The organism is Qipengyuania vesicularis, assembly GCF_019711415.1.
In the GTDB taxonomy this organism is placed as follows: domain Bacteria; phylum Pseudomonadota; class Alphaproteobacteria; order Sphingomonadales; family Sphingomonadaceae; genus Qipengyuania; species Qipengyuania vesicularis.
The window spans coordinates 64520-80994 of the sequence record NZ_JAIGNJ010000002.1 but is presented as its reverse complement, the minus strand read 5'-3'; the positions used below and the strand labels follow the sequence as shown (position 1 = coordinate 80994).

The window sequence follows — 16475 nt, the reverse complement described above, 5'->3', positions numbered from 1 at the left end:
GGGCGGCCCCTTCGCTAGGCGCCGCGGGGCTGCCTGACCATGGGAACGAGGGCCGGACTGCCCGGTTCGGGGTGGATCGGCTCTCCATAAGGCTCGAAACCGCAGGAGCGGTAGAAGCCTTCATTGGCGGGGTTGGAATTCTCAAGATACGCGATCGTGCCCGTCCGGTCGCAGGCATCCAGTACCGGCAGGATCAGCTTGCGGCCTAGCCCCTTGCCCTGGTGTTCCTGTCGCACGCCGATGCTGAAAAGGTAGGCGTGCTCGAAGTCCGGGTGCTGGCGCTCCATGGCCTCGCCGGTCTTGAGCGCCCGTTGCAAGGCCCGTGGCCCGCAATAGAATAGCGCGGGAATTACGATGGCGGCATAGTCCATCAGCCGCAGCGAAGAGTCGCCACCCGGAAGCATCCACATGGCCGCCCCCTCATCGCCCATCCGATAGCTGAAACCGCGAGGGACATAGATGCGCCGCGCCTGCGCATGGAACAGCGCCCGGATCGCGCGGTACTTGCCAAAGAGCCACGCGTTGAAGGGATCGTGGCGAAAGGCGTCGGCCGTGATCTCGCCGACAGTGTATGAATCCTTGCCGCTAGAGCGTGCGAAGCCTTCGGGTAGCTCGATATCGGCGGCATTCATCATTCGTCCCCCTCTTGGACTGGCAAGGCTAGTCGCCCCACGCTCCCCGGTCTAGGAGGCTTGCATGCCGTTGCTCCTCGCTGCCTTTTTCCTGACGGCACTGCTCTATGCGAGCGTCGGCTTTGGCGGGGGTTCGACCTACAATGCGCTGCTGGCGCTCTCGGGGGTCGATTATCGCATCCTCCCTCTGATAGCGCTGTGCTGCAATATCGTGGTGGTGGCTGGCAGCACGATCCGGTTCGCGCGTGCGAAAGTCACGCCCTGGCGCGGCGCGCTGCTCCTCACCGCTATCGCTGCGCCCGCAGCGTTGGTCGGCGGCCTGATGCCCATCGGCGAGAAGGCATTCCTGACCGTTCTCGGAGCAAGCCTGCTCCTGACCGCGTTGACGATGATGTTTCCGACCGGCGTCGCCGAGGGCGAACCGCACCGACTTGCGCGCTTCGTACCCTTGACTGCGGCACCACTCGGATTCCTCGCCGGTCTGGTCGGCATCGGGGGAGGTATTTTCCTTGCCCCGCTGCTGCACCTGACGCGCTGGAACGGGGCAAGGGCCATCGCTGCAACGGCGAGCGTGTTCATCCTCGTGAATTCGCTCTTCGGGCTTGCGGGCCAGATCCTCAAGGGCGGGGAGGGGCGCTTCCTGGCGGCCGTCGATTTCGGTCTGCCGCTCGTCATAGCCGTGGCGATCGGGGGGCAGATCGGCAGCCTGCTTGCGCTAAAGTTCATGCCCCAGCGCTGGATACGCCTGGGCGCGGCAGCGCTCACAGGGTGGGTGGGCCTGCGGCTGCTGCTTGCGATGTAAGGAAAATGGCTCCCCGAGTTGGATTCGAACCAACGACCAAGTGATTAACAGTCACCTACTCTACCGCTGAGCTATCGGGGAGCAGCCCGAAGGCGAAGCGCGCGTATATGGGCGAGCTTGGCCTTTTGCAAGCCGGGTTTTGGAAAAATTTCCGCGACCCGTGCAACAGCGTTGCAATCACACCACGAACTGCTCCGAAACAATGCGTTCGTCGAGCGCGTGACCGGGGTCGAACAGCAGCGTGAGCGCGCTTTCGCGGGCGATTTCGAGGCGCACTTCGGCGACATCGCGGATTTCGCGCTGGTCGGCGACGGCGGAAATGGGGCGCTTTTCGGACTCTAGGACGCGAAAGGTCACCCGGCTTCGATCGGGCAGGATGGCACCGCGCCAGCGGCGCGGGCGGAAGGCGGAAATCGGGGTCAGGGCGAGCAGCTGGGAATCGAGCGGCAGGATGGGGCCATCGGCCGAGAAGTTATAAGCGGTCGAACCGGCCGGGGTGGACAGCAGCACGCCGTCGCACACCAATTCCTTGATCCTGACCTTGTCGTCCACCGACACTTCGATCTTCGCGGTCTGGCGGGTTTCACGCAGCAGCGAGACCTCATTGATTGCGCAATAACGATGGGTTTGCCCATCCTGCGTTTCCGCCTCCATCGCGAGAGGCAGGATCGTATGCGGCTTCGCGCGGCCGAGGCGGCCGAGCAGCTTTTCGGGCTGGCGGTTGCGGTTCATCAGGAAACCGACCGTGCCGAGGTTCACCCCATAGGCTGGAAGTATTCGACCCTCATCCAGCATCGCATGGAGGCTCTGAAGCATGAAACCATCGCCGCCAATGACGACCAGGGCATCAGCCTCTTCGGGGGCAACCCATTGGGTCAGCGGGCGGAAAATGGACTCCGCCGCCTCCTGTGCGCGGTCCGAATCGGACACGAGGAGCGCCAGTTTCTGGAATTCGGCCATGTGCGCCCGCTTCTCGGTCTATCGTTTCATCTGTTGAAACCACCGCAACCCTATGGACACCTGTCCCTTTTGGCAACAATGTCGATTTTATGACTAACAAAAGGTAAACTGGGTCGCTACCAAGGGCGGATGGCGAGTATGCCCAATGTAATAAAGATGGAGTCGCAGGATACGTTGACCGGTTTGGCCGACGTTGGACAACTGCGTCGAACCACCGCCCAGTGGCGTGACGCGTGGCCATCAGGTGCTGGCCCGTGTCCCATCCATGCAATGCTTATTACCCTTGGCCGGATGGACACGGTCAATGTCGCATTCGGCGAAAGCGTCGGTGATGGGGCTCTGGTCGAAATTGCACACCGCATCCGCCACTTCGCCAATGACGAGCTTGAAAGCGATGCATGGATGGCTGCCCGCCTGACCGGCGGCGTCTTCATGCTTGTGGCCCGCACCGAAAGCAGTCGCGAGCGTTGGCAATGGCTGGCCGAAGCTCTGGCCGATGCCCTTGCAACGCCCATTGCACATCCCGACGGCGGCAGCAGCCTGCGCCTGTGGCCGCGTATCGCGCTGATGCGTACCGGCGAAAACGACGATGTCGATTCCATGCTCGATCGCCTGTCCGAGGTCGCTGCCCGCATGCGCCAGGCTCACGGCCGCCGCATCGAATGGTCGAGCGGCACGGTCGAAAGTGCCGCGCGGTCGAACATCCAGCTCGAGAGCGACCTGCTCGCTGCAATCGACCGCGACGAGATCGAGATCCTGTTCCAGCCGCAATACTCGCTGGTCGACGGCCACATGGTCGGCGCGGAAGCTTTGGCGCGCTGGCATCACCCGATCGTAGGGCGGATCGGTGCAGCTGCGCTGTTCCAGATCGCCGAGCGGGCCGATCATGTCGCGCATCTCTCGCGCCATATCGCCGAGCGCGCGCTGGAGGCTGCAAAACTGTGGCCCTACAGCCTGCGTCTCTCGCTCAACATCACCCCGGTCGATCTGGCTGCCGACAATTTTGCCATCGATTTCGCCCGCATGGCAGAGCGCGTCGGTTTCCCGCTCTCTCGCGTGACGCTGGAAATCACCGAGCAGGTCCTGCTCGACGACCTCGACCGTGTGAGCAAGACGCTGCAGCAACTCAAGGTGCTCGACGTGCGCATTGCGCTCGACGATTTCGGGGCGGGTTTCTGCAACTTCCGCTACCTCAAGGTTCTGCCGATCGATTGCATCAAGCTCGACCGTTCGATGGTCGAAGGGGTGCTTGAAGACGAACGCGACCGGGCGGTCTTCCGCGCGATCATGGGCATGGCCAAGGCGCTCGACCTGCGCGTGCTGGTCGAAGGGATCGAGACCGAACGCCAGCGCGATTTCTGCGCCGCCGAAGACTGCGAATACTACCAGGGCTTCCTGAGCGCGGAGCCCATGCCGCCGCACGCCTTCCTCAACGCGTCCATGCGTTGAGCCGCTGGCCTACGCGGCCTGTTTCTCGCGCTTCTTCGCTTTCCTGACGATCCCCGACAAACCCTTGGTCAGCTGGAACAGCCCGTTGAGGCGGCTTTCCGGCGAGTTCCATGCGCGGCTGATCACCAGTTTCATGTCGGGCCGCAGCTTGGCCGTTCCCTGGAGCCGGTCGACATAGGCGATCAGGCCAGGGCCATCGGGGAAGTCGTCACGGTGGAAGGTGACCAAAGTGCCCGCCGCGCCGACATCGATCTTCGAGATGTTCGCCTCGATTGCCTGAAGCTTGATCTGGATGAGGCGGACGAGATTCTCGGTTGGGGAAGGTAGTGGCCCGAAGCGGTCGATCATTTCGGCGGCAAGCGCCTCGATCTCGCCCAAGTTCTCTGCATCGTTCAGGCGACGATAGAGTGCCATGCGGACGGCCAGATCGGGGACGTAGTCTTCGGGGATCATGATCGGGGCATCGACCGTGATCTGCGGACTGACCGTCTCGCGCTTGGCCTCGAGCCCCAGTTCTCCGGCCTTTACGGCAAGGATCGCGTCCTCCAGCATCGATTGGTAGAGCTCGAACCCGACTTCGCGGATATGTCCGGACTGTTCGTCGCCCAAGAGGTTGCCCGCACCGCGAATGTCGAGATCGTGGCTCGCGAGCTGGAAGCCTGCGCCAAGGCTATCGAGATCGCCGAGTACCTTGAGCCGCTTTTCCGCAACCTCGGAAAGCGCCACGTCCTTTTCATAGGTGAGATAGGCGTAGGCGCGCAGTTTCGCTCGCCCAACGCGGCCGCGCAGCTGGTAGAGCTGGGCGAGGCCGAAGATATCGGCGCGATGGATGATGATCGTGTTAGCGCTAGGCAGGTCGAGACCGCTCTCGACGATGGTGGTGGCAAGCAGGACTTCGTATTTGCCCTCATAGAAGGCGCTCATACGCTCTTCGATCTCGCCAGCGCTCATCTGGCCGTGCGCTTGGACGAACTTCACCTCGGGCACGTTCTCATGCAGCCAGTCGGCAATGCCTTCCATGTCCGATATGCGCGGGACCACAATGAAGCTCTGCCCGCCGCGGTGGTGTTCGCGCAACAGCGCCTCGCGCATCACCATGTCATCCCATTCCATCACATAGGTGCGGACCGCGAGGCGGTCGACCGGAGGAGTCTGGATGGTGGAGAGCTCGCGCAGGCCCGTCATCGCCATCTGCAGCGTGCGCGGGATGGGCGTGGCGGTGAGCGTGAGCATGTGCACGTCGGCGCGCAGCTGCTTGAGCTTTTCCTTGTGGGTGACGCCGAAGCGCTGCTCTTCATCCACGATGACGAGGCCAAGGTTCTTGAACTTGGTTTGTTTGGAGAGGATCGCATGCGTGCCGACGACGATGTCGACGTCGCCTTTCTCCAGCCCTTCGCGCGTGTCCTTCATTTCCTTCGCCGGCACGAGGCGCGAGAGACGTCCGACCTTCAGCGGGAAGCTGGCGAAGCGCTCGGCGAAATTCTGATAGTGCTGGCGGGCGAGCAGGGTGGTGGGCGCGACCACCGCGACCTGTTGGCCGTTCATGGCGGCAACGAAGGCGGCGCGAAGCGCGACTTCGGTCTTGCCGAAGCCGACATCGCCGCAGACGAGGCGATCCATAGGCTTGCCGCTTTCGAGGTCGGACAGGACATCGGCGATGGCGCGATCCTGGTCGTCGGTTTCCTCGTATTGGAAGCGATCGAGGAACTGGTTGTAGACCCCGTCCTCGACTTCCAGCACCGGCGCTTTCTTCAGCGCGCGCTGGGCCGCGACCTGCATCAGCTCGCCCGCGATCTCGCGGATCCGCTCCTTCAGGCGCGCACGACGCTTCTGCCAGGCCTCGCCGCCAAGCCTGTCGAGCATGACCGCTTCTTCGGATGAGCCGTAGCGGCTGAGAACGTCGATGTTCTCGACCGGGATGAACAGCTTGTCGCCGCCCCGATATTCGAGCTGGACGCAATCGTGCTTGGACTTACCCACGGTAACGGGTTCGAGACCGAGGTATTTGCCGATCCCGTGTTCGGTATGGACGATCAGGTCGCCAACGCTCAGCGCCTGCAATTCGGCGAGGAAGGCATCGGCATCCCTGCGCTTCTTCTTGCGGCGGATCAGGCGGTCGCCGAGTATATCCTGCTCGGTGAGCAGTTCCATCTCATCATTGGCGAAGCTGGCTTCCAGCGGCAACACCATCGCCGCCGGCTTGCCCTTGGCGGAGAGGCCCAGCGCTTCCTGCCAGCTATCGGCCAGCTGCACCGGCGCTCCGGCTTCCGAAAGGATCGAAGCGATGCGCGCGCGGCTGCCGGTCGAATAGGCGGCGAGTAGCGGTCGCTTGCCTGACTTGCCGAGTGCCGTCAGGTGGTCGGCCAGCACCGGATAGACATTGTCGCCGCGAGCGCGTTCGGGCGCGAAATCGCGTCCCGAGCGGAAACCGAAATCGATGACCGTGTCGCTCTCGGGCTCGTCGAATGTGGTGGCGCGATGGGCAGGAGCCGCTTCGAGCGCTGTCTTGAACTCGGTATCGGTCAGGTAGAGCGATTCCGGCTTAAGCGGGCGGTAGCTGCCCTTGGCTTGCCCGCTGGCCGCCTTGCGTTGCTCGTAGTAGTCGGCGACGTCCTTGATGCGCTCGTCCGCCGCCGCGAGTGAGGCATTGTCGATGGCCACCGTGTCCTTGGCGTCGAGGTGGTCGAACAGCGTGACCAGCTTCTCTTCGAACAAGGGTAGCCAGTGTTCCATGCCAGCAAGGCGACGTCCCTCACTGACCGCCTCGTAGAGAGGGTCCTGCGTGGCATTGGCGCCGAACATCTCACGATAGCGGCTGCGGAAACGCTTAATGCTGTCTTCATCGAGCAGCGCTTCGCTCGCGGGGAGCAGCAGGTGATTGTCGAGCCGGCCAGTGCTCATCTGCGTGTTCGGATCGAAGCTGCGCAGGCTTTCCAGCTCGTCGCCGAAAAAGTCGAGCCGCAAGGCCTCATCGAGTCCGGAGGGGAAGACATCCACGATCGAACCGCGGATCGCGTATTCGCCCTTGTCGATCACCGTGTCGGTACGGCTGTAGCCCTGCTTCTGCAGGAGCAGCGACAAGCTCTCTCGCCCGATTTCGGTGCCCGGTTTGAACTCACGCACGCTTTCGCGAATGCGGAACGGGCTGAGCACGCGCTGGAGCACGGCGTTGGCGGTTGTGACGACCAGCTGCGCCTTGGCCTTGCCGGTTTGCAGGCGGTGGAGTGCGGCAAGCCGCTTCGCACTGATCGATAGCGCGGGGCTGGCGCGGTCGTAAGGAAGCGAATCCCATGCCGGAAATTCGATCACCTCCAGTTCGGGCGCAAAGAATGCCGCCGCATCGACGATTCCGCGCATCGCCGCATCGTCGGGTGCGATGAATACGGCGCGTCCTGTGCCTGCGCGCGCGAGATCGGCCATCACCAGCGGCTGAGCGCCGCGGGCGACCTGCGCCAGCGTCAGTTGCCGGTCAGCTTTGAGGATGCGGGAAAGGTCGGGCATTGAAGGGACAGCGCGATAGCGTTCCCCCCGTTCCCGTCAACGCGGAATGTCGACGTAATCGAGCTTCTGCATGCTCTCGATCAGTTCGCCCTGGAATCGTGGAGGAGTGGGCTGGGTTTTCAGTGCCCAGGCCATGATGTCGACGTCGTCTTCCTCGAGCAGGGCCTCGAACCAGGCCAGCTCTACCTCGCCCCAATCCGCGTGATAACGGTCGAAGAAACCACCGATCATGTAATCGGCCTCGCGCGTGCCGCGGTGCCAGCTGCGAAACTTGCAGCGCGCTATGCGGCCGTCGAAGGTAAGGAGGTCAGCCAAGTGATTTGCCCGAATTCTGCATGCGTGCGCGCCTTTGACCGATAGGGCGATTTCGATCAAGCTTATCCGGCAACCGGACGAAGGGGAATCGGTATGGCAGGCAGCGAGGATCGCAGTTTCGAAGCCATGCGACTGGCCGCTCGGATAGCAGAAGAATTCCGTCGCGAGATAGCGGTCGCCGAGAGGACCCCGACCTCAAGCTATGCCGAAGTTATTGAAGGCTTGCGCGCGCCGCTGCCCGAAAGCGGAGGCGATGCGGTGGAGATCATCGAGGATCTCAACCGATTGGCGCGCGAAGGGCTGCGCAGCCCCAGCGCGCCGCGGTTCTTCGGCTGGGTCATGGGCGGGTCGCACCTTACCGGCGTTGCGGCTGATTTCTTGACCTCCGCCTGGGGCCAGAACACGGGGAATGTGCAGGTATCTCCGTCCGGTAGCGCCTTCGAGGCCGTCGTTGTGGACTGGATTCTCGAATTGCTGGACCTGCCGCGCTCGGCGTCGGTCGGCGTGGTGACCGGGGCAACCGTCGCCAATTTCGTCGGCCTCGCCGCGGCTCGCAGCGCGCAACTCGCCAAGCGGAGCTGGGATGTCGAGGCGGACGGGCTATACGGCGCCCCGCCGCTGCGCGTGCTCATTGGAGCGGATGCCCACACCACTGTTTACGGTGCGCTCAAGTTCCTCGGCCTTGGGGCGAAGCGCGTGCGCGAAATCGCAACCGACGATTTGGGGCGGATGCTACCATCGGATTTCGAGCGTGCGTTGGGTGAGGATGACGCGCCTGCTATCGCGATTGGCCAGTGCGGGCAGATCAATACGGGAGCCAGCGACCCCTTCGCGGAAATTGCTCCCATGGCGAGGGAAGCAGGAGCATGGCTGCATGTCGACAGCGCCTTCGGCCTGTGGTCGCGGTCGTCGCCGAAACTGAAGCATCTCGCGGAGGGGCTGGACCTTGCGGACAGCTGGGCGGTCGACGGGCACAAATGGCTGCAAACGCCCTATGATTGCGGCTTTGCAATCGTGCGTGATGTGGAAGCACACCGCCGAGCCATGTCATTTTCGGCGAGCTACCTGCCGGTCGCTGACACCTCGGAGCGCAATCCTTCCGACTATGTCCCCGAGCTGTCGCGCCGGGCTCGCGGTTTCGCGGCATGGGCCATGATCCGCCAGCTGGGCCGCGATGGCATTGCGCGCATGGTCGAAAGCAATGTCGAAGTCGCGCAGGCGATGGCGACAAGCATGGCCGAAATCGATGGTGTCGAACTCGTCTGTCCGGTCGAACTCAACCAATTCATGGTGCGGATCGGGCAAACGGACGATATCGCGGAAGGAGATCGCCTGACGCTTGCCACCGTAGAACAACTGCAGCGCGATGCCGTGGCCTTTGCCGGTCCCGCTCAATGGCGCGGTCGCTGGGTGATCCGCTTCTCGGTAATCTCCGCCGCGACAACGCCGGAGGACGGTGACATGACGGTCGAGGCATTGCGCAAGGCATGGGAAACCGTGCGCAACGCGAACTAGGCCTTCCGTTAAAGCGGCTGCCTGCCTAACAGAATCAAGTCATGCGGCCCGACATCCTCAATCCCCTTTTTGCCGAGACGGAAACGCTCGAGGGCGTCGGGCCCAAGCTCAGGAAGCCGCTCGACAGGCTGGGGCTTACGCGGCTCAAGGACCTCGCCTACCACCTGCCGGAACGCTTCGTGACCCGCCGCGCGGTCGAGAATGTCGACGAGGCGGGCGAGGGCGAGAACATCGTTCTCAAGCTCACCGTGACGGAGCATCGCGGGGGACGCTCATCGCGCGCACCCTACCGCGTGCTGGCGCAGGACAGCGTGGGCAACATTATCGCGCTGACCTATTTCGGTCGCGCGTCCTATACGGCGAAAAAGCAGCTCCCGGTCGGGGCGACACGCTGGGTGGCGGGCAAGCTCGAACGCTATGGCGACTTGCTCCAGATCGTCCATCCGGACCACGTGGTAGAGGAGGGTGGCGATACGCTCCAGCGGCTGTCGGAGCCGGTCTATCGCCTGTCCGAAGGCCTGACCCAACCTCGCGTTGCAGGCTTGGTCGAACAGGCGCTGTCCAAGGCCCCCAAGCTGCCTGAATGGATCGAGCCCACCCAATTCGAAACGGCCGGCTGGCCCGAATGGCGCGATGCGCTGCATCTGGCACACAAGGGCGAGCACAAGGCTGCGCGCGACCGGCTGGCCTATGACGAACTCCTCGCCAACAGCCTGGCGCTGATGCTGGTCCGGGCGGACAACCGCAAGCGCAAGGGCCAGCCACTCAAAGGTGACGGCAGCTATCGCGGCAAGCTCCACCTGCCATTCCCGCTGACGGGCGCGCAGAAACGCTCGATTGCCGAGATCGAAGGCGACATGCAGCCGGAAGCGCCCATGCTGCGGCTCCTGCAAGGCGATGTAGGTGCAGGCAAGACCGTCGTGGCGCTCGAAGCCATGCTGATTGCGGTGGAAGCGGGGGCGCAGGCGGCTTTGCTGGCGCCGACCGAAATCCTCGCTCGCCAGCATTACGAGAGCCTGCGCCTTATGGCCGAGCCGACCGGAGCACAGGTCGCGTTGCTGACGGGCCGCGACAAGGGCAAGGCGCGCGAGGGGATCCTGATGGGTCTGCTCGACGGAAGTATCGACATCGTCGTCGGCACGCATGCGATCTTCCAGGACAAGGTCGCCTATAAGAACCTAGCCATGGTGGTGATCGACGAACAGCACCGCTTCGGGGTGGGCCAGCGCTTGATGCTGGCGAGCAAGGGCAAGCGCGCGCCGCATGTGCTGGCTATGACCGCCACACCTATCCCGCGCACCCTGACGCTGGCGCAGTATGGTGAGCTCGATGTGAGCAAGCTCGACGAACTGCCACCGGGCAGGCAGGCGATCGACACGGTCGTCATGGGACAGGACAAGATCCCGGCACTCGCCGAGCGTCTTGCCGCGCAGTTCGAGCAGGGCCGGCAGGCTTTCTGGGTCTGCCCCATGGTCCGCGAGATGGATGGACCGGAAGAAATCGCGGCGGCCGAGGCGCGCTACGCAGCCCTGAAAGAGCGTTTCGGTGACGATGTCGTGATGGTCCACGGCCAGCTCGCGCCCGAGATGAAGGATGCCGCAATGGAACGCTTTGCGCGCGGCGATGCGCGGCTGCTGGTGGCGACCACGGTTATTGAGGTCGGCGTCGACGTTCCCAATGCCACATTGATGGTGATTGAGCAGGCCGAACGGTTCGGCCTAGCGCAGCTCCACCAGCTGCGCGGCCGCGTGGGGCGGGGCAGCGAGAAGAGCTTCTGCGTCCTGCTCCACGGCGAGACCCTGTCGGAAACCGCGCAGAAGCGCCTTGCCCTGATGCGTGAGAGCCAGGACGGCTTCCTTCTGGCCGAAGAAGATCTCAAGCTGCGCGGCGGCGGCGAATTGCTCGGCACGCGCCAGTCGGGAGACACGCCCTTCAGCGTCGCCAGCTTCGAGCAGATTACTGAGCTGCTGCCCAAGGCCCATGACGACGCGCGCCTCCTGATGGAGCGCGATGGAGGTCTGGAGGGCAAACGCGGCGAAGCGGCGCGCATCCTGCTCTACCTTTTCGAACGCGATTTCGGTGTGAAGACCCTGCGCGGCGGCTAGAAGCCCAGCGCAGCCAATTCCCGCTCCACGGCAGGCCGGTAGCTGTCGCCGAACAGCCGGACATGCAGCAGCCACATCCACAAGCGGTAGACAGGCACTCGCTCCTGCCAGCCAGGGGCCGGCCCCACAGCCGCGAAGAAACTCGGCGGAGGGGAGTCGAATACGGTGAGGCTGGCGAAGTCCACTTCCCGGTCCCCGAAATAGGCGCACGGATCGATGAGGCCCGTAACGCGGCCATTCGCCACAAGCACATTGCCTCCCCACAGGTCGCCATGCAAGAGGACGGGCGGGGGAGTGGCCGGCAAGATGTCTTCAATCCGGGCGCCGAGGTTCTCGACCCGTCCTGCGAGATCGGGTGCAAGTTGGTCGAGGTGGCACAGCAGGCGGCGTTCGGCCCAGAAGCGCGGCCAGTTATCCAGCGGCGCGTTCTCGACCTTCACGTGGCGCAGGGCATAGTCTTCGGGCCAGCCGTAGTCGGTTCCAGTGATCGCGTGGAGTCCCGAGAGTGCATCGGCCAGCGACTGCCAGACGTCACCGGAGAGCGATCCCCCGGATGCGAGCCGCTCGATCAGCAGGACCTTGTCGGTATGGCCAAGCACCTTGGGGACCGGCGCAGCGCTCCTGCCCATCGCCTCGAGCACGCGTGCCTCGACATCGACCACTGGCCCATGCTTTCCGACCATGACGCGGCCGTCTTCGAGTACGATCTCGCTGGCACCCGAAATATCTCCGCCTGCAAACCGACGCTGGCTGAGGACCGGCGAACCCGCCAGCTGTTCGATGATGTCTTCAGGAATGCCCATCGCGCAAGATTGCGACGAGCGCCTCGGCTGCCATCGTCACGTCTTCCCAGGTCGCGCGGAAATTGTCCTCGCCGCCGTACCAGGGATCGGACAGCTCGCGCCCCTCCGAGCCGCGCACGATATCAAGCAGCATGCGGACCTGCGCCTTGCCGTCTTCCGGCTGGATCCGGGAAATATTGGTCATGTTCGAGCGGTCCATGCCGAAGATGTAGTCGAACTCGTGGAAATCCTGCACGACCAGCTGTCGGCCACGATAGCCGGTGATGTCTATGCCGTGCCTGCCTGCCTCGTCGATGCTGCGCGGATCGGGCATCTCGCCGACATGATAATTGGCTGTCCCGGCGCTATCGACATGAACGTCCAGCCCAGCCTCGCTGGCGGCGCGACGAAATGCGGCCTCAGCCAGGGGTGAACGGCAGATGTTGCCGAGGCATACGAACAGGACGCGGGTTGTGCTCATCTGGGATCGGGTAACAGCAGCCACTCGCCCCTGTCGAGCTTCTTCAATACTCGGCGTAGGGGAGCTGGACGTCGCCGGGTGAAACGACCGTTAGCAGTGCCATCGCAATCACCAGCCACAAGGCGATAAGCAGGATTTCGCGAGAGATCTTCATGCCAGCCAACTGTAGTTTGCGATGTAGGAAAGCCCAATAACCGCCAGCCAGGTCAGCGCGCGTTCGGCGAGGCGCCCAATGCGGCTTTCAACCTGCTTGGGCCAGAATGCGAGCAGCAGACCATGGCTCAGCCCCCAGACGAAATAGCCCGCCGACAGATTGTGCCACAGCCCCATAAAGACGAAGGCCGCAACGGTGGCGAGACGCGCATTTGCGCCGCGCATGTTCATCGGGATGAAGATATACTGGATGACGAAACCCGCCATGGAGCGATGCCAGCGCTGCCAGAAATCGCGGATGTTGCGCGCCAGCCAGGGCTTGTCGAAATTGTGCGGCAGGGTTCGACCGAACAGCTTGGAGCTGTATTCGGCCACCAGGCTCTGCCCGTAGAATCCGGCGAACAGCATCAGGAACAGCAGCGGGGCGGCTTCCCACCCAACGTTCATCGCGTGATACGGCTGTTCGAGGCGGCGCAGCTGCAGTCCGAGATAGGGATTGACCAGCAGCACCATGACCATGCCGGTCAGCAGGAAACGGTAGGTTCGCGCAGACCGGTCGGGCCTCTCGCCCTCTATCGCTTGTTTGCGCAGGTCCATGCCCGAAAAGACCGGACCCACGATCAGTGCCGGCAGGTAGAATGCCGCAGCCCAGATCCAGCGCAATTCGCTCGCCTCGAAGCCCTTTCGCATTGCCAGCAATTGCTTGGCGGTCATGAAGATGCGGATCGTCGAGAAGGATATCGCCAGCGTCTCTACCGAGATCAGCAGGATCGCCGGATGGAGCTCGACAAAAAGCAAGTTGGCGAGGAGGACATAGGGCAGGTACTGCCGGATATCGCTTCCGCGCGGCTTCTTTTCGAGCCAAAGCACCAATAGGCAGGCCTCAAGCGCTGTCAGCGTGATCCATGCCAGCGCGACGGGGGCATAACTTCCGAGGAAGGCTACGCCGAACAGGCTGAGAATGAGCGCAGGACGCCGGTCGCCGCCGAGCGCGAAGACGAGCCACGCTGCGACCAGAAAGAGCAGGTGAGCGATCGGATTGATCATTCGATCCGGTCCGCCACATCTTCGGCAAGGCGGCGCGAGAGAATTTCGGCGCCCGCGAAATTCACATGGAGTGGATCGCGATAGAGCGACTGTATCTGCTGTCGCTCCTCCTCGGTCAGCAGCGAGCGAACATCGATCATCTCGTAGCCGAGCGTGTCGGAAAGCGCGGTGTAGTTCGCTGTATCTTCAGCCGCGCTGTCGAGATTTGGATAACCGATAAGCACGACCTTGCTCCCGGCCGCCTCCAGCCCAGCAAGAATCTTGCGGTTCTGGTCGAGTTCGAAGCGGCGCGACGGATCGGTTAGGGGGGCCGGGTTGCGCGCGGACATGTCGCGGCGCCACTGATCCCAAGCGCTCTGGTTGATGACCGGTCCGGCACTGTCGCCGGGAGCGAGGGGAAGCGTGCCATTGGGCCAGTGACCGACCTGCTGGAACTTGCGATCCCCGGCGCAGAACCGCTTGTGCTTCGCCATGCGCTGGATACTTAGCGCGCCGGTGATGCGCTCAACCTGGCGGTCGATCCACATGGTCGCGGTGGTCCGGTAACCCTTGGCCGCCCAGTAGGGCAGAAAGGAGCCCGTCGGACTATTCTGCGCGTCCTGCTGCAGAGCAACGAGTTCGTCCCAGTCCTGGTAAACGAGGGTGTCGCGCGGGTGGATAGGACGCCCCGCCTGTGCATCGCGGTCAGAACGAACCAGCATCGGTTGGATGACGACGAGCTTCGGCGCGCCGCGCTGTGCGACGTAATCCTCGATCAGCATGCGCAGTCCGACGACATTGGCGCGGATGATGGCCAACTTCTCGACCTGGGGAGCGTCCTCCCCGCCGAGCAGCTCCTGCATGTATTGCGGATCGATCGATGCGCCCGTCTGGCTGTTGCCGACGAAAAGGATGTCGGCAGCCGGTCGTTCGTCGCGCGCGATCTCGTAGGCGCAATGGAAGACGACATTGAGATCGTATGTCTCGGTCCGCGCGCCCAGCAGCGCAAGGCCGGCCACGACTGCCGTGGCGCAAAGCGGAGCGAACACCCGCGCAATCATAGCAATTGCTTGAGCGCCTTGCGGTCGACCTTGCCGCTGCTGTTGACGGGCAGGGCGTCGAAATGGCGCGTGATCTTCGGCACCATATAGGCGGGTAGGCTATCGCCAAGTGCGGAAAAATCCGCGTCAGGATCGCCTTGGTATGCGACCACGATATGGGCGTTGGCACCTTCGCCCAAGACGATTGCAGCGGCGGCGTCCACCCCGTCCTGTTTGACGCAAACGGCTTCGATCTCACCCAGCTCCACCCGCAGGCCGCGGATCTTTACTTGGCTGTCGATACGGCCGAGATATTCGATCGTGCCGTTCTCACAGCGCACCAGGTCGCCGCTGCGATAGAAGCGTTCGCCCTCTGCGTCATGCACGAAGCAGTCGCTTGCGACCGGTGGTTCGTAGCCGCCGAAGATCTGTGGCCCACCCAGCAGCAATTCGCCCTCGATCCCGCCTTCTGCCGGCAGGATAGCCCCGTCGGCGAGCACGGCGACACGGTTTTCGCCGAAGCTCTGCCCGATCGAGACCACCGGCTTGTCGAAGTCATCCTCGGTGAGCTTACGCCCAGTGACGATGATCGTCCCTTCGGTTGGGCCGTAGAGGTTCCAGACCTCGCCGTCTTCGGGCATCAGCTCCCTGATCCCTGCCGCATATTCGCCGGGCAGTCCTTCGCCGGCGAACATCGCCATCCTGAGCTTCGTGTCGGTCGGCATCGAACGCTGGCCGCGCGCAGCGAGTACGCCGAGAAGCGGGACGGAAAACCAGATGTCGATCCTGTTTGCCGCCACGTAGCGGTGAGGCATCATCATCGCCATGTCATTGGCAGGGATGACCGTGCCGCCGGTACTCAGCCCCACGAAGATGTCGTGCAGCGAGGGGTCGAAGCTGAGATCGAAAAACTGCGTTGAACGGCTGTGCTCCGGAATGCCCACAAGCTCCGCAATTTGCGTGACGTAGTGAGACAGCGAGCCATGCGTGATCGGCACGCCCTTGGGTTCGCCCGTGCTGCCGGAAGTGAAGAGGTGGTAGGCGCGTGCGTCCGCCCCGGCTTCGATCGGCTCGCGCTCAACCGAGGGCAGGGCGAGGTCGATCCTTCGTTTCCGAACATCGAGGTCCGCGGCTAACGCGGCGTGACGCTCCTCATACAGGCACTCGGTTGCGCCCGAAGCCTCGATGATCTTCTTTAGGCGGCCTGCCGGGAAGGAGGGGTTCAACGGCACAAACACCCGCCCGAAGCGGAAACAGGCGAGGAGGGCGACATAAGCTTCGAACGAACGGTTCGCCAGGATTGCCACCGGCCCGGTTCCTTCGAACCCTTCGGCGACGGCTGCTGTCAATCCCCGTAACCGGGCATAGCTTATGCCATCGGTCTTCTCGGCATCGAAGGCGAGCCGGTCGCCTTCGCTTGCGAGCCTGCGCTCGATCGCGCTCCAGAGGGCGGTTGCGCTCACAGGATCTCGTTGAGGAATGCGTGCATCGCCGGAATCGAGGTGAAGTGATAGGCGTCGTCGTCGGCGAGGTCGGCCTCGTATCGCTCCGCGACGGCGGTGAAGACGGAGATGAAAGAAAGCGAATCCCATTCCTCCGGCTCGCCCATCTTCGACTGGGCGGTAACCGGCGCCGACAATTGATCGACACCGCTCGTTTCGCGTAGCGCCCGGTCCACCAGTGCGATCAGTTCTTCGACTTCGAAAGCCATTTC

The 16475-nt window shown here is 63.3% G+C and carries 14 protein-coding genes and 1 tRNA gene; 4 read left to right on the top strand and 11 right to left on the bottom strand.

The window, feature by feature from the left end:
• Positions 1–14: 14 nt before the first annotated feature.
• Positions 15–635 carry a GNAT family N-acetyltransferase gene (locus K3146_RS05970; protein ID WP_221545368.1) on the bottom strand — a complete coding sequence of 207 codons (621 nt, stop codon included), beginning with the start codon at positions 633–635 and terminating at the stop codon, positions 15–17.
• A 61-nt stretch (positions 636–696) separates the two neighbouring features.
• On the opposite strand from K3146_RS05970, the gene K3146_RS05965 reads away from it, so the two are divergent.
• Positions 697–1434 carry a sulfite exporter TauE/SafE family protein gene (locus K3146_RS05965; protein ID WP_221545367.1) on the top strand — a complete coding sequence of 246 codons (738 nt, stop codon included), beginning with the start codon at positions 697–699 and terminating at the stop codon, positions 1432–1434.
• Between the two features lie 6 nt (positions 1435–1440).
• On the opposite strand, the gene K3146_RS05960 is transcribed toward K3146_RS05965, so the two are convergent.
• Positions 1441–1515 (bottom strand) — tRNA-Asn (locus K3146_RS05960).
• A 96-nt stretch (positions 1516–1611) separates the two neighbouring features.
• Positions 1612–2394: an NAD kinase gene (locus tag K3146_RS05955; RefSeq protein ID WP_221545365.1), complete on the bottom strand. Its 783-nt coding sequence runs from the start codon at positions 2392–2394 to the stop codon at positions 1612–1614.
• A gap of 129 nt (positions 2395–2523) precedes the next feature.
• Here K3146_RS05955 and K3146_RS05950 point away from each other — a divergent pair, with 129 nt between their 5' ends.
• Positions 2524–3843 (top strand): GGDEF domain-containing phosphodiesterase, encoded by a 1320-nt coding sequence (locus tag K3146_RS05950; protein WP_221545364.1) that lies wholly within the window; start codon positions 2524–2526, stop codon positions 3841–3843.
• Positions 3844–3852: 9 nt separating this feature from the next.
• Here K3146_RS05950 and mfd read toward each other — a convergent pair whose 3' ends face one another.
• Entirely contained in the window at positions 3853–7344 is a 3492-nt protein-coding gene (gene mfd, locus K3146_RS05945; RefSeq protein WP_221545362.1) for a transcription-repair coupling factor, read from the bottom strand.
• A gap of 36 nt (positions 7345–7380) precedes the next feature.
• Complete coding sequence (locus K3146_RS05940; protein ID WP_221545360.1) at positions 7381–7659, bottom strand: FAD assembly factor SdhE; 279 nt, start codon at positions 7657–7659, stop codon at positions 7381–7383.
• A gap of 93 nt (positions 7660–7752) precedes the next feature.
• Here K3146_RS05940 and K3146_RS05935 point away from each other — a divergent pair, with 93 nt between their 5' ends.
• Positions 7753–9174: a pyridoxal phosphate-dependent decarboxylase family protein gene (locus tag K3146_RS05935; protein ID WP_221545358.1), complete on the top strand. Its 1422-nt coding sequence runs from the start codon at positions 7753–7755 to the stop codon at positions 9172–9174.
• A 41-nt stretch (positions 9175–9215) separates the two neighbouring features.
• The gene (gene recG, locus K3146_RS05930; protein ID WP_221545356.1) at positions 9216–11279 is read left to right on the top strand and encodes an ATP-dependent DNA helicase RecG; all 2064 of its coding nucleotides are present in this window, start codon (positions 9216–9218) and stop codon (positions 11277–11279) included.
• Here the strand turns inward: recG and K3146_RS05925 are convergent.
• From K3146_RS05925 to K3146_RS05900, 6 genes are all read right to left on the bottom strand, one after another.
• Positions 11276–12082: a fructosamine kinase family protein gene (locus K3146_RS05925; protein WP_221545354.1), complete on the bottom strand. Its 807-nt coding sequence runs from the start codon at positions 12080–12082 to the stop codon at positions 11276–11278. The two genes, recG and K3146_RS05925, sit on opposite strands and share 4 nt — an antisense overlap.
• Entirely contained in the window at positions 12069–12542 is a 474-nt protein-coding gene (locus tag K3146_RS05920; RefSeq protein WP_221545353.1) for a low molecular weight protein-tyrosine-phosphatase, read from the bottom strand. Before K3146_RS05920 ends, K3146_RS05925 begins: the two co-directional genes overlap by 14 nt.
• Before the next feature lie 150 nt (positions 12543–12692).
• Positions 12693–13742, bottom strand: coding sequence for an MBOAT family O-acyltransferase (locus K3146_RS05915; protein WP_221545351.1), 1050 nt, complete (start codon positions 13740–13742; stop codon positions 12693–12695).
• On the bottom strand, positions 13739–14782 hold the full coding sequence (locus K3146_RS05910) for a hypothetical protein (RefSeq protein WP_221545350.1): 1044 nt from the start codon (positions 14780–14782) through the stop codon (positions 13739–13741). Before K3146_RS05910 ends, K3146_RS05915 begins: the two co-directional genes overlap by 4 nt.
• The gene (locus tag K3146_RS05905; RefSeq protein ID WP_221545348.1) at positions 14779–16224 is read right to left on the bottom strand and encodes an AMP-binding protein; all 1446 of its coding nucleotides are present in this window, start codon (positions 16222–16224) and stop codon (positions 14779–14781) included. The genes K3146_RS05910 and K3146_RS05905 overlap by 4 nt, the downstream gene beginning before the upstream one ends.
• Positions 16221–16472, bottom strand: coding sequence for a hypothetical protein (locus K3146_RS05900; RefSeq protein ID WP_221545346.1), 252 nt, complete (start codon positions 16470–16472; stop codon positions 16221–16223). Before K3146_RS05900 ends, K3146_RS05905 begins: the two co-directional genes overlap by 4 nt.
• Positions 16473–16475: the final 3 nt, after the last annotated feature.